Source organism: Thermobacillus composti KWC4 (genome assembly GCF_000227705.2).
GTDB lineage: Bacteria > Bacillota > Bacilli > Paenibacillales > Paenibacillaceae > Thermobacillus > Thermobacillus xylanilyticus.
Genome location: NC_019898.1, coordinates 93,586 through 106,507, shown reverse-complemented (window position 1 = coordinate 106,507; position 12,922 = coordinate 93,586). Strand labels below are relative to the sequence as shown.

The window sequence follows — 12,922 nt, the reverse complement described above, 5'->3', positions numbered from 1 at the left end:
ATCAACAACTCCAGTCTAATACTTTATTTTCTCCATACACCCTTCCTATTTTTCTTTTGAAAATTCGTCAGCATACAGCATTTATAGAGCTTTTTGGCCGGATAATGGCTGGGTAATATTGACGATTTTTTTCGCAAATGGTACATTAATATTACTACATGCAGTTGTGATTTTCTTTGTCGTTACTGATTCGACAAAGAAGGGGAATGTCGGTACGCCCGACGTATAAATAATGGGCATTATTTAAGCCGTGGAGACAATACGACACCTCATTTGGTGTCTTTTTGTGTTTCCACGGTTTTTTTGTGCCCATAAAAAGGAGGAAATCGAAAATTGGCTTCACTAAATCGTGAAGAAGTACGGAGCGCGGAACGGTATGTGTTAACTGAGTTGCCCCATGAGATGCTCGATATTCGCTCCTATGATGAGTATCACATCAATTTTTCGGGTGGGGCAGACAGTTTGGCCGTAGCCATTCTGATGAAATACGGCTATAAAGTGCCGTCGGAGAAGCTTCGCCTCGTCCATATGAGAGTCGATGGCGACCCAAACGATCCATCAAAACGCCAGTTGTTTGATTGGCCTCAAACGGATGCTTATCTGCAATACGCGAGCAAAGTGTTAGGTATTCCCCTTACAGTCATTTGGGGGGAGAAGAACTTGGAGGAACGCATCCGAGAACGCGGGAAGTTTCCCGATAAGCCGTGCCGGTTTTGCACTTCGTACACGAAAAGGGATGTTTACGCCAAGTGGGTACGCCAGTTTGATGACTGTAAAATCCTGCTTTTGACCGGAGAACGTTCGGAAGAATCATCGGATCGTGCCTCTGATCCAATATTTGAGCACCATTCTGCGCATGCAACGTTACGGAAAAACCGTATCGTTCATTGGTTCCGGCCGATCAAACACATGCTTAAATACCAGGTCAAACAACTGGCAGCTGATTACGGCATTGAACTGCATCCATGCTACCAATGGGTTTCGCGCTGCAGTTGTCGATTTTGCATTTTCAATACTGCAGCGGAAATGGAACGAGTTGCGAGATTGTATCCGGATGATTTTGATTATCTGAAGCAGATGGAGCGCGATCTCGGTCATACCATGAAGAGCAGAAAAGGTAAACCGTTACCGCTAAGTGCATTTATTAACGAGGATCAAATCCCACTTTTGGTGTAAAGGCCGGAATATGGGAACATTTGTTCTTATTTATGGTATAATGAATCTGCGTAGGGAGGTCATATGTATGAAGAATATGCAGATATTCAGAGAACCGTCATCGCAACGGATTCACCCCTCCTTGGTTCAGAAGATGGGGGAGGTCGTCAATCAAGTTGTCGTGCATTCGAAGTTCCGTTCAGATTTTTATGTCCATGACATAAGGGAAATGGAGCGTTGCAACGGCATATTTGCATGGTACGTGTATGACTGTGGAACGCACTTCATTCCATTGGACGATCCCGATAAAGTCATGGAATTTCAGAATGAATGGCTTAGTTGCATGAAAGATTTGAAGGACAAGAAAACATCCGAAGAGTCCGGTAGACTTTATGTTTGTAACATCTTCACTGGAGAAATGAAGCGGGTTTATCGTTTCGAAGAAGGTAATTTAGCCGAGCGATTAAAAGCTGCCGTTTGAGGGTCGGGCGGCCTTGAGAGGGACGGAGGTTATTTTGTTGATGTGATTCCCGCTTCCGTTCTTCAACTAGGTTGCCCGGCGCGGTAGCCTTAGCACCTATAAAGTAAGGAGGCTTCCAATCATGTCTAAAATGAAATTCACTGTAATGATCGAGGAAGATAAAGCAGAAGGTGATTTCACTGCCTACATCCCGGCCATCCGTCTTGGGGCCAGGGGAGAAACGCTTGAAGAAGTACGAAAAAATGCAATTGACTTGCTGGAAATGGAGATCGAATCGGCTATGAAGCGCGGGCAGAAATTGCCGGTCGATTGCGCCTTGTTAGAGACGATCGAAATCACACTTCCTGTTAAGAATTGAAATGTTCTATTATCAAACGGCCCCCTTGCTCGGGGCCGTTTGAATGTGTGTTGAAGATGAGACCTGTTTATGCTAATATGAAATCAATCAAATAATTGCGGTGGAAACCGCTTGAAAAGAGGAAGCACCTCTTAGCCTTTGGGGCCGAGAAGTGCTTCCTTTTTTTTATATATTTACAAGGAGGAAGTTTGAGTGGAAAAAATCTTGGTGTTTGAAGGAACGAAAGTTGAGATGCAGGAAAAGGCAAGAGGGTATTATCAATCCATCCGTGGATTGGTACTGTGGGAGACGGGGAGAGAAATTACCGTTACGTTTGCAAAATACGGCGGCGTTCGGGCGCGATTTCAATTTAATGCCCTTTTTTCCGGAGCGGCTGCGCAGTTCATTGTCGCCATCGAGAACGCCAATTCCGGTCTTGGAGTGCTTTGTGTTTATGAAGGAGATTGGGACAGTCGATTGGCCATGAGTTACGCATCTCGTTTCGTGACCAAATGTTTTCCATCAACAACCGACAAGCAAAAACGCGGGATCCTAAAAGAACTCGGAGAGTTGATGTACACCGTTCTTACGGAATTTGATTCTTTAGTAGTGGAGAGATTCAAAACCAAAGAGCTTACAGCAGAAGTGAGGATAGACAGTTATGAGGTGCTGACTGATATAGAATGGATTGAGCAAATCATGGATGAGAGCGCCGTAGGAACAGGTATTTCATCATATCGCGTTCTGATCGAACGGAATATTGGTGATAGTGAATACGTCGCCTATATTCCTGCTTTACGGCTTGGAGCGATGGGGAGGGATTTAGAGGAAGCGCTGCAGGAAGCGAGTGCGCTTTTGAAAGAAAGCATCTCGGAAGCAATTAATCGCGGTCTCCCGCTTCCTCGGGACAATTCGTTCATTGACATTTTGCGCATCGATACAGACGCTTTACATATGCGCATGGGCGACATTACAAGTGAGGGTTGATGGAAGTGAAGGTAAACATATGAGGTCTTATGCGGTTACGGTTATCCCGCGGCGCCCTGGATGGCGTTTCGGCCGGCCTCATCAGGCGGAGTTGACAAGTTATGGGCATCTGTCTATTTTATACAGGTTAGGCTTCAGCCTTTTTTCGCCCGCTGAGTGCGAGGCGTGGATTAAAACAACCTTTTCCCAAATGACGCGACCCCCTTCTCGGGGGCTCGTTTCGTTTTTCAACATACCGCGGCTTAAAAAAGTTCGTTCCCCGGAAAAGAAAAAAGCCATCGCGCTTGCTTGGGCCCAAAATTGGCAAGAGGATCATGGCTGATGGATAGGTGCTTTTATTTCATGCCTCGTCTTTACCTAATATTACGAAAATTTCCAAGGAGGGACTAGCCCTCCCTTCGCAATAATGGAAGCCCTCGAAGGGTTCCGTGATTATTTGCTTTTGAAAATCCGCTGCTGCAACCAGAGCAGTGTATACGACCAGTCCGGCAGCTTTGTTTCCGATCCATCCGGCGCGATTACCTTAACGTAACCGTTCGGATACGCGGTGCTTGCGGCGACCCTCCGCAGCTTGTAGCCGTGACGCTCGGCCAGCGCTTTTGCTTGCTCTTTGCTCATACATAATTTCCTTTCTCGTTAGTCCCGAAGGACTCCGTGATTGATTTCCTTCTTTAAGCAACTTGGCCAGAGCCGTAGCTCGGCCTCACACAGTCCCTTCTTGTTTGCTGTCTTTATTATACATTCAACTGCATTCTGAGGGGTGAAATATCTGAACCACGTCATCCTTAACACGTGTCTTTGGGGGCTTGCCCTCGTTTTTTGGACAAAAAATCCTTTTGAATATTTCCTGTCCCCTAACATATAATAAACATAAGAACATATGTTCTGTTTTAGAGGGGGACGTCATGGATATTGACCTTTCTAAATTACCACGTCACGATATTTTCTGTATCGACTTCAAATCGTATTATGCGTCGGTTGAATGCGTACTACGGGGGCTTGACCCACTGACAACATATTTGGTTGTTGTCGGTGATTTATCGCGCCGTGGGTCAGTTGTTCTCGCTGCAAGCCCTCCGATGAAGAGGGATTACGGTATTAAAACGGGCTCTCGGTTATATGAAATCCCACAGCATCCCAAAATTCATGTTGTTGAAGCCCGTATGAATACCTATTTGGATTTCTCAATGCAAGCTCTCCGTATATTAAAACGATATGGGCCAATTGAGTGTATTTCTGTGTACTCAGTCGATGAGGTTTTCTTCACTTATGATTCTCATCGCCTCTTTGGTGATAAGTGGACTGCCGCTAGGTCCATACAGAAAACCATAAAGAGGGAGTTGGGATTGCCTGTCGCGATCGGGATCGGGAATAATTATTTTCAAAGCAAAAGCTGCCTCGATTGCCTCGCCAAACATAGTGTGGAAACCGGCTTTATTGAAGAGGTTACTTATGAAACATTTCCACAGAAGATGTGGCATTTTCCTATTCGCGAAAGCTGGGGCATTGGGCGTCGGATGGAGCGAAAACTGAATCGGCTAGGAATCTACACGATTGGCGACTTAGCAAATGCCAACCTATCGACAATGAAGGCTCGGTTTGGCGTCATCGGGGAACAGCTTGTTCTACATGCCCGCGGAATCGATTGTACACATCCATATTATAAGCCGGTCTTAAATCATCATGCGATAGTCCAAAAAGGGTTTGGGAGCGGGATCACTTTGCTTCGGAATTACATGGGTTCAGATATAATTACTGCGATCCTTGACCAAACGGAAGAAGTCGCACAACGCGCGCGAGAAGCAAAGATGGCCGGCCGAACAATCAGTCTCGCCATAGGATATTCAAGTGACGTAGGAGGGGGCGGGTTCAGCAAGTCCCGCACGATTGAAACACCAACGCATCTTACCCGGAAGATATTCCAGGTATGTAAAGAACTCTTTTTCGAAAACTATACAGGGCTCCCCGTTCGAAATATATACGTGGGGCTTACCAATTTATCATCAGACGATGTAGTGCAGCTTGATTTATTTGAAGACGATACAAAGGCGCGACAGTTGGCGTCTACCATGGACGAGATCCGGAAAAAGTATGGCAAGGCATCTCTTTTTTGGGCAAGTAGTTTGACGGGTGGTGGTACGGTGAAAGACAGGAGCGGGAAGATTGGGGGGCACAAGGCATGAATGACCGCGGCAGAATAAAATGGTCTCCATTTTTGATTCCTGAACATAAGAAACGACTCGCTCAAATGTACGAAGAAGAAGACGATGTTAAGCAACCGGAGATCGATGAACAAATGCTTGATACCCTCCAAGCAACCATCTCATCAGCCATTGCGAATCGCAAAGAAATCACCATTACTTACTACCAAGACAAGCGAAATAAAACGGCATGTGGTTTAATCCGAAATGTCGATCCCTATAGACTGTTACCGCCGGATTATAATTGACCCAGGATCGCCGGAAAGAAAATGACCCACCCCTGTCGAATAAAAGCCCTCTGAGATATCTCTACCATGATACGCAGAGGAGACTGTTATGCTCAGGAGTGGGACTGTGATTAGCTTACACGAACTCAAGGCAATGGGCAAGAGCATTCGCGAAATCGTCCGAGAGACCGGCATCGCCCGCAACACGGTACGCAAGTACTTGCGCTCAGACGGCATCCCCGAGCGCCAGCCGCGCGCCAAACGCGGCTCCAAGCTGGATCCGTTCAAGCCTTTGCTCGACGACTACATTTCCCAAGGCATCACCAACTGCGAGGTGCTGTGGGAGCGCATCCGGCTTCAAGGCTATACGGGCGGCAAGACGCTCGTGAAGGACTACGTGAAACCTTTCCGGCCGCCGCGTCAGATCCCGGCCGTCCAGCGTTACGAGACGAAGCCCGGCGAACAAGCGCAAGTCGACTGGGGCATTGGCGAGTACGTCGATGAACAGGGCGTCCTCCATAAGGTGCCGGTGTTCGTCATGGTACTCGGCTACTCTCGGGCGGTGTACATCGAATTCGCCAAACGCTGCGACATCCGCAGCTTCCTGCGCTGCCTCATTCATGCGCTGGAGTACTTTGGCGGCGTCCCGAACGTGATGCTCACCGACCGGATGAAGACGGTGATCCTGGGAATGGGCGACGATCGCAAGCCGCGGTGGCATCCGGTGTTTGCCGATTTTGCCGCTGTCATCGGCATGGTGCCGAGAGTCTGTCGCGCGCGGCGTCCGCAAACGAAAGGCAAGGTGGAGCGCGGCGTTCGCTTCGTCAAGGACAACTTCTTGCCCGGACGCACATTCACCGATCTCGGAGACTTGAACGCGCAGGCTCGCAAGTGGTGCGACGAGAAGAATCGCCGCGTCCACGGCACCACGGGCGATCGCCCCTGTGACCGGCTGTCGCAGGAGCAGCTTCAGGCCTTGCCTGCCGAGGAGAAACTCGCACCGTTTCGCTTCGAGACGCGGCGCGTCAGTCGGGATGGCTTCGTCAGTTTCGACGGGGTGCGCTATGGCGTGCCGTGGGCCTACAGCGGCCGGGAAGTCGCCGTCCGCCTGCTTATGGGACGCCTCGAGGTGTGGTTCGACGGCCGGCTGATCGCCGAGCATCTCCAGGTGCACCGTTCGCGCGCCGTCGTCATGTTGCCCGGCCAGTATGCCGGCCTTCAGGCCGCGCAAGGTCACGCCGCCGCTCGGCCGTGCGCCCGACAAGTCCCGTTGGAAACGGTAGAAGCCCGCTCGCTCGACCTTTACGACCGACTGGCGGAGGTGAGCGCATGAGTGCCGTGGTTGACGTTCGCGAACGCCTGGCAGAGCTGGGACTGGAACAAGCGGCGACGATTCTGGAGGAGGCGCTGCGGAAGGCCATACGCGACAAAAGCGACTACCTGAGCTTTGTGCAGACGCTTTTGGATTACGAGCGCGCGCAGCGTTGGCAGCGCAATCTCGAAGTGCGGACGAAGCTGGCGCACTTGCCTTACCGCAAAACGCTGGAGGAATTCGACTTTTCGTTTCAGCCCAGCATCGATGAGCGGATGATTCGGGAGTTGGCGACGATGACGTTTGTGGGAAGGCAAGAAAACGTGATTTTGCTCGGGCCTCCCGGCGTTGGCAAGAGCCATCTGGCCGTGGCGCTCGGTGTGGAAGCGATCCGGCAAGGGCTGTCGGTCTATTTCGTCAGCCTGACCCAGATGATGAGCGACTTGCGAAAGGCGTACGAGGAGAACCGCTTGGATCGCCGCATGCGCGTCTACCTTCGACCGAAACTGCTCATCGTGGATGAGGTAGGGTATATGCCGCTGGACGCGGTGGCCGCCAACTTGTTCTTTCACATCGTGAGCGCGCGTTACGAACGCGGAAGCCTTGTGATCACGAGCAACAAAAGCTTCGGCGAATGGGGCGAGTTGCTAGGGGATCGCGTGCTGGCAACGGCCGTGCTGGACCGGCTGTTACACCATGCGCACATCCTGAACATTCGCGGCAACAGCTACCGCCTGAAAGATCGTCTGCAACTTGCCAACAAGGACACGTGAGACTGTGGGTGGGTCAATTTTAAGTCGGCGCTAGTGGGTCAAATTAATTCCGGCGTTGACATAGACAAATGATCAGTATAATTTCACTCGATGGACAAACAATAAAATGCCCACTTCAAAGTATTATCAATATCGAGATTGGAATGGGGTAGGCGCTCAAACAATGAAGAAGAGGAAGACCTCAGTTATGTCTTCCTCTTCTTCGTTGTCCGGGAAGGTTAATCTAAATTTACCGTAAGCGAAATAACTTCGGCCGAGAAGGTCTTTATCGATTTCCCCTTTTTCTTTTGTTCTGCCAACATACGTTCAATTGCTTCTTTTGCATTCGAAATCGCTTCCTCTTTTGTATCTCCTATCGCGTTCAGCCGAAGTTCCGGAATATAGGCACAGTAATTGTTTGATGCATAATCGCCTTCAAGAAGAACAGTGAACTGCAAAGGTACTTCCGGCATGTTATCCACTCCCTTTAATTCGTGATGGCTTCATTGGTCCCGCAACCACATATCAATTGGACTTTTACTTCCTGACCGCAGAGCAGACAAGTATTTGGTTTACGAGAGTCCTGCTTATCTTGATGTTCCTTGTAATACCGTTCAAACAGTTGCCTTACTCGACGATCTGTTGCGTATTCGAGCCCTTGGAGTCCTATGTATGTTGTGAGCCACAGGACTTGTTCATATCGTCCTTTGGGCTTTTTCTCCTCCATACTTCCTCCCCTTCAGGTTTGCCTTATAGGATTATATTACTACCTCTGGAGGACTTTTGTTAGGGTGATTTTTTATAACCCTAAACGCTTCACCTTTTTTACTGCATCTTTAGAATTGATTGCGCCCAATTTTTTTAGAATACTTTTGATCTGAATTTTCAAGGTGTTTTCACTCTTCATTAACTCTTGTTCAATTTTTGTGCGTGAATAGCCTTTCTCCAGCAAATTGTAGATTTTCCGTTCTTCAGGAGTGAGCTCTTTGAGGTAATGTTCTTTTAATATTTTCCGGTATTCGCTCGCAATAATTCTCATGGGATCAGACTTTCCTTTTAGTGCTCGAATAATATGGGGGAGAAGGCGATAGTTTACTTTGGAAACAAATTGATCTGCTCCCGCGGCGATCGAGTTTCTTACCACATCTTCATCTTCCAGAGCCGTAAGCATGATGATGTTCACTTGTACTTTATCCAAAATCTCTAAAGCCAGACTGATTCCGTCGAGATTGTTGGCGGTTAGGTTCACATCGAGTAGCACAACATCGATGTCTTGGTTTTTTTCAATAAAGTCCAGCGCATGTTCTCTGTTGGCGGCCGTTCCGATAATGATGAAATCTTCCTCAGTTGAAAGGAACGTTTTCAATGCCGAAAGCCATGCTAAGTCATCGTCAATAAGAAATATACGAATCCGATTCATTATCCACCTCTTGGACTTGCCTTATTTTATGACCACTTTGCTGATGGGATACTCCAACAATACAGTAGTTCCGGCCTTTTCCTCGCTGATAATTACGAGTTGACCGCGAATTTTCTGCATTACGTTGAAGCAATATGACAGACCAAGCCCAAAATTTTTACCTTTTTTTGTCGAGAAAAACGGTTGCATCACCAGGCCCAAGTTTTCCTTAATGATTCCCGGCCCATTATCTTGTATGATGAGCGTAAATTTGTTCTTAGACATCGTAGTCCGGATATCTATCTCAATGGGTCCTCCGTCCGTCTTGGCCTCGATCGCGTTTTTTATCAGATTGTTGATGATCTCCGTTTGATGAATTCGATCGCAAATGAGATTTATTTTTTCTGGGACATTTATTGAAATCTTGACATTTTCATGGTTTGATATAAAATGTTTTACGGCTTCGCTGACCAGGTCGAGCAAATTGCACTCTGACTCTTGAATAATTATTTCTTGGGTGTGCTCCTGGATTCGCATTGTCATATGCTTTAGATGTTCAAGTGATTGTTCGATCCCTTTTAGCTGCTCTTCAAGATCAGGCCCCTCTGAATTTTGCGTTATTTTTCGAATGTTATCAGAGAATAGAGATATTTTGAGTAGTTCGTTTTTTAGCGTATGATTCAATATCGAGGTGCCTGATACAAGTGATTTCATGGTCTTGTTCAAGTTTTGTCTTTCGATGCGCAACCTGATACCAAGCGACCCGTATCTCGTGGCCAAGATAAAAAAACTGAAAAACACAAGTGCTATAACGCCAGGCATTAGGCGCCATGCGTAGTCATTATTAAAAAAGGCTTTGAGTGTATAATTCACAATAATTTGAAATAAGACGAGGGGAGTTATGATGACGACCAAAAATAACTTCTCTTGTCTTGTGGTCGGACTCTTCTCCTTAATGAAGCTTGTTAAAATCAGAACAATCCCGATAAGGTAATACGGTACACACCAAAAAAACAAGAATTTGAAGTTGGGTTGTAACAACGGCCACCATTTCGAGACGAATATGGAGGGAACGATCGGCAACCAGAGCACATATCCTAGAATTTTCGTAAACCTGCTTGAAAGCTTGGGGGTTGTTGTTAGAGCGTACATAAGGAAACCATATGGCGCCCCTGCATGGTTCATAAACGAGCCCACTTTTTGAATGTTTAGTAACACTTGTTCGGTCAAATGTGAACTTAGATGGTACATTTTAAGGTAAGGGATAATCGTTTCGGTTATGGTGCGTGAAAGCCCGCCTCCGCCAGCTGCATAGAGAGTAAACGCCGCCCACCTGGTTGATGTGCTTTTGGGATCGTTCACTATAAGAATCGTGGCTATTGTCCATAAGGCAAAAAGAACAAATATCAAGATTCACCAACTCGCTTTAACGATGTGTCAAGTAATTCGGGGGTCTTATTCAACAGACGGAACCACTTTCGGGGCTTGTTGGCCACCACAAAGGGATATTCCACGTGGTTTAATATCGGGATGTCATATTTCGAATCTCCGACGCCAATGCAGCGTTTAGAATACTTTTTAACTTCATTCTCCTTAAAATTCTCAAGAGACGAGAAATCGATCATAATACCTTTGTCATTCCTCATGATTCTCAAGCATGTGTACGGTATGTCGAAATACTTCCCAAATTGTTTTACTATCAAATCAAAATTCGTAGATAGTAGAACAACAGGAATGCCGTTTGCTTTTAGTTGGAAGATAAGGTCGTGCGTACTGGCGATCATCCGCTTCGACAAAAATTCCTCAAAAAATTGTTCTGCATAGGTTTCCAGTTCCTCGTATCGAAATCTCCTAAATTTCCGGTTGACAAACCATCGGTTAAATAGATCCCGAGAAATAAAGTCCACGAAAATCAGGATAGGGACTCTAAAAGCAAATAGGAACATGTAAAACCACCAAAGGAGGGGGCTTAACTCCTTCTTCTTGATAAACAGGTAGAAGTCCACAATATTACATTTTGCCAGGGTATTATCAACGTCGAAGATGGCTCCCTCGATGCCCGTAGACAGTATTTGTTCGATTCTCTTTTCCATACCATCATAAACCTCCTCAACTAATATCTCTCAAAATTATCCTGTATAAAAAACTATAAGACCCCGAATGGGGTCTTATAGTTTTTCACCAATCGGCGACCCAGTTACCAGTATTACTACGTTTGGCCCGTAGATCTATCGTCCCAATTTGTCAAAAGGTGAAATGGGCTTTTGTGGGTTTATTTATTGTACAACATCAGCCGTTGATGATTTTGTCACTTCATGTCGAAGATTATTCATACTTTTTGATTTTTTTTGCGTGTTTTTATCTATATCAATGTAACTAAATCTATAAATGGGGAAGATCAGATACCTTCTAACGGATTGGATTGGATGACGTTTCTAAGTTTTTCACGGTTCACCTTTGTATAAATTTTGCTTGTGCTTGGATCCTTATGGCCAAGCAATTCTGAAATTGCAAGCAGGTCGGCCTCGCCATCGTTGTATAAGATTGTGGCCGCAGTATGTCGCAGTTTATGTGGTGAAACGTTGAAATTGTATTTTATTCCGGATTCTTTGGCGATTTCCTCGATAATTAATTCCGCGCCTCGTCTTGTTAGTCTCGTTCCACGCTTTTCTGAAATGAAGAGAGCCGGCTCGTCTTTTCTTTTTCTGATTTCAAGTATTTTTCGGCGGACCGGCCGATATGCATCAAGTGCTTGAACAATTTTGGGGGTGAGAGGGAGCCTGCGTTCTTTGTTTCCTTTACCCCGTATAAGCACTTCACCTGTTGATTCGTTTATATCTTCTTCATTCATCCCTACCAATTCTGAAACACGAACGCCAAGCGTTAAAAAAATTCGTGTCATAAGATAGTCTCGCTCGGCCAGTTTCCGTTTTTTTGCTGTTTCCATCAATTTCTCGGCGTCTTCGACACTTAAACTTTTCGGAAGTTGTTCCTTGAGGGAAGGATATTCAATAAGCTGGCTCACATCAAACTCTAAATATTTTTTCTTTACAGCCCACTCAAAAAAGTGCCGTATTGCGGAAATCATCGCAGCCCTGGTCGTCGCCTCATACGGCCTGCCAGTAGGATAGTCCACAGTGGGAGGGTGCCTTAATGTGTTTAGAAATGCTTCGATATCGTCAGCCGTTACATCCTGGATATTCGTAATATTGCGGTTTTCTTTGAGCCATGTCGATAATCGAGAAATCGTTCTATGATATCCTTCAACTGTTCCCATCGATCTACGTTTGGTCATTTCCAAGTAATAAGCAAATTTATCATTCAGCTCATCAATTAAGGTCATAACAAACACACTCCTATATAGAACGATTGTTCGTTTTTGAGTTCATTTTGCTGTATAATGAAGTTACATCATGGAATGAAGGGGATTGCATGATGAATAGAAAGAACAAACATATTCCTGGCTCTAATATGTTAAGGGAGGGAAGTCGTATAATCCTTCCCGAACAACGACAAGCATTAATGGAACATCAGGTATCGATCCGTAAGCGTGAACGGCCTATCCTAGATGAGCAAGAACTGCAGCATATTTCTGTTGCGATTCAACAATCATTCATTGATAGAACCCCGATTACGATTTATACGTACAGCGAGTTCGAAGACATCCCGCATACAGGTGTCGTAGAGCGAATTGAACAACAAACTAAGCGGATCCGGATCGGCAATAACGACTACATTTATTTTTCAGATATTGTTCGGGTTACAGCGCCTTAACTTGACCATCTGTTTATTACTTCGCAAAATCTTTATTTTGTGAAGTAAATTTTCTGTCGGAATCCCTCCTATAACGTTGGATCGAATTCCGGATCTTCCAATGTTTCAGTGGTTTCTTTAAGTTGTTCGTAGATCTGCTTCAGATCAAATACGATTGCGTCGCTCTTATTATAAGTGAGTTTTCGCTTCGCTGCATCAATTAAAGCCAATGCCTCACGTAATTTTACTGCAGCTGCGCGGCGGGCCGCGATCACTTCATTCAAATCTTTTTCGCGCTGATGCCGGCTTAATGTCATA

At 46.1% G+C, this 12,922-nt stretch carries 16 protein-coding genes; 9 read left to right on the top strand and 7 right to left on the bottom strand.

The window, feature by feature from the left end; translation table 11 throughout:
* The first annotated feature begins 333 nt into the window (after nt 1-333).
* The 4 genes from THECO_RS19895 to THECO_RS19880 all read left to right on the top strand — a co-directional run bounded on the left by THECO_RS19895 (nt 334) and on the right by THECO_RS19880 (nt 2,960).
* On the top strand, nt 334-1,176 hold the full coding sequence (locus tag THECO_RS19895; protein ID WP_015256781.1) for a phosphoadenosine phosphosulfate reductase domain-containing protein: 843 nt from the start codon (nt 334-336) through the stop codon (nt 1,174-1,176).
* Between the two features lie 67 nt (nt 1,177-1,243).
* On the top strand, nt 1,244-1,636 hold the full coding sequence (locus THECO_RS19890; protein WP_015256780.1) for a hypothetical protein: 393 nt from the start codon (nt 1,244-1,246) through the stop codon (nt 1,634-1,636).
* Between the two features lie 121 nt (nt 1,637-1,757).
* Nucleotides 1,758-1,994 carry a type II toxin-antitoxin system HicB family antitoxin gene (locus THECO_RS19885; RefSeq protein WP_015256779.1) on the top strand — a complete coding sequence of 79 codons (237 nt, stop codon included), beginning with the start codon at nt 1,758-1,760 and terminating at the stop codon, nt 1,992-1,994.
* A gap of 192 nt (nt 1,995-2,186) precedes the next feature.
* The gene (locus tag THECO_RS19880; RefSeq protein ID WP_015256778.1) at nt 2,187-2,960 is read left to right on the top strand and encodes a type II toxin-antitoxin system HicB family antitoxin; all 774 of its coding nucleotides are present in this window, start codon (nt 2,187-2,189) and stop codon (nt 2,958-2,960) included.
* 432 nt (nt 2,961-3,392) lie between these two features.
* Here the strand turns inward: THECO_RS19880 and THECO_RS19875 are convergent, their stop codons facing one another.
* Complete coding sequence (locus THECO_RS19875) at nt 3,393-3,578, bottom strand: hypothetical protein (RefSeq protein ID WP_015256777.1); 186 nt, start codon at nt 3,576-3,578, stop codon at nt 3,393-3,395.
* A gap of 287 nt (nt 3,579-3,865) precedes the next feature.
* Here THECO_RS19875 and THECO_RS19870 point away from each other — a divergent pair, with 287 nt between their 5' ends.
* The 4 genes from THECO_RS19870 to istB all read left to right on the top strand — a co-directional run bounded on the left by THECO_RS19870 (nt 3,866) and on the right by istB (nt 7,473).
* Nucleotides 3,866-5,143 carry a Y-family DNA polymerase gene (locus tag THECO_RS19870; RefSeq protein ID WP_015256776.1) on the top strand — a complete coding sequence of 426 codons (1,278 nt, stop codon included), beginning with the start codon at nt 3,866-3,868 and terminating at the stop codon, nt 5,141-5,143.
* Nucleotides 5,140-5,409: a YolD-like family protein gene (locus THECO_RS19865; protein WP_052836020.1), complete on the top strand. Its 270-nt coding sequence runs from the start codon at nt 5,140-5,142 to the stop codon at nt 5,407-5,409. Before THECO_RS19870 ends, THECO_RS19865 begins: the two co-directional genes overlap by 4 nt.
* A gap of 88 nt (nt 5,410-5,497) precedes the next feature.
* Nucleotides 5,498-6,721, top strand: a complete 1,224-nt coding sequence (gene istA, locus THECO_RS19860; protein ID WP_015256775.1) for an IS21 family transposase — start codon at nt 5,498-5,500, stop codon at nt 6,719-6,721.
* Nucleotides 6,718-7,473: an IS21-like element helper ATPase IstB gene (istB, locus tag THECO_RS19855; RefSeq protein WP_015256774.1), complete on the top strand. Its 756-nt coding sequence runs from the start codon at nt 6,718-6,720 to the stop codon at nt 7,471-7,473. Before istA ends, istB begins: the two co-directional genes overlap by 4 nt.
* Nucleotides 7,474-7,691: 218 nt before the next feature.
* On the opposite strand, the gene THECO_RS19850 is transcribed toward istB, so the two are convergent.
* The 5 genes from THECO_RS19850 to THECO_RS19830 form a co-directional block, all read right to left on the bottom strand.
* Nucleotides 7,692-7,925, bottom strand: coding sequence for a type II toxin-antitoxin system HicB family antitoxin (locus THECO_RS19850; protein ID WP_015256773.1), 234 nt, complete (start codon nt 7,923-7,925; stop codon nt 7,692-7,694).
* Between the two features lie 326 nt (nt 7,926-8,251).
* Nucleotides 8,252-8,872 (bottom strand): response regulator transcription factor, encoded by a 621-nt coding sequence (locus THECO_RS19845; protein ID WP_015256771.1) that lies wholly within the window; start codon nt 8,870-8,872, stop codon nt 8,252-8,254.
* Nucleotides 8,873-8,893: 21 nt separating this feature from the next.
* The gene (locus tag THECO_RS19840) at nt 8,894-10,213 is read right to left on the bottom strand and encodes a sensor histidine kinase (protein ID WP_157373768.1); all 1,320 of its coding nucleotides are present in this window, start codon (nt 10,211-10,213) and stop codon (nt 8,894-8,896) included.
* Nucleotides 10,214-10,257: 44 nt separating this feature from the next.
* A complete protein-coding gene (locus tag THECO_RS19835; protein WP_015256769.1) occupies nt 10,258-10,944 on the bottom strand; it encodes an HAD family hydrolase in 687 nt (228 codons plus the stop codon).
* A 305-nt stretch (nt 10,945-11,249) separates the two neighbouring features.
* Complete coding sequence (locus THECO_RS19830; RefSeq protein WP_015256768.1) at nt 11,250-12,194, bottom strand: tyrosine-type recombinase/integrase; 945 nt, start codon at nt 12,192-12,194, stop codon at nt 11,250-11,252.
* Between the two features lie 89 nt (nt 12,195-12,283).
* On the opposite strand from THECO_RS19830, the gene THECO_RS19825 reads away from it, so the two are divergent.
* Entirely contained in the window at nt 12,284-12,625 is a 342-nt protein-coding gene (locus tag THECO_RS19825; protein WP_041854715.1) for a YolD-like family protein, read from the top strand.
* Between the two features lie 68 nt (nt 12,626-12,693).
* Here THECO_RS19825 and THECO_RS19820 read toward each other — a convergent pair whose 3' ends face one another.
* A complete protein-coding gene (locus THECO_RS19820; RefSeq protein ID WP_015256766.1) occupies nt 12,694-12,921 on the bottom strand; it encodes a hypothetical protein in 228 nt (75 codons plus the stop codon).
* Nucleotide 12,922 lies beyond the last annotated feature (1 nt).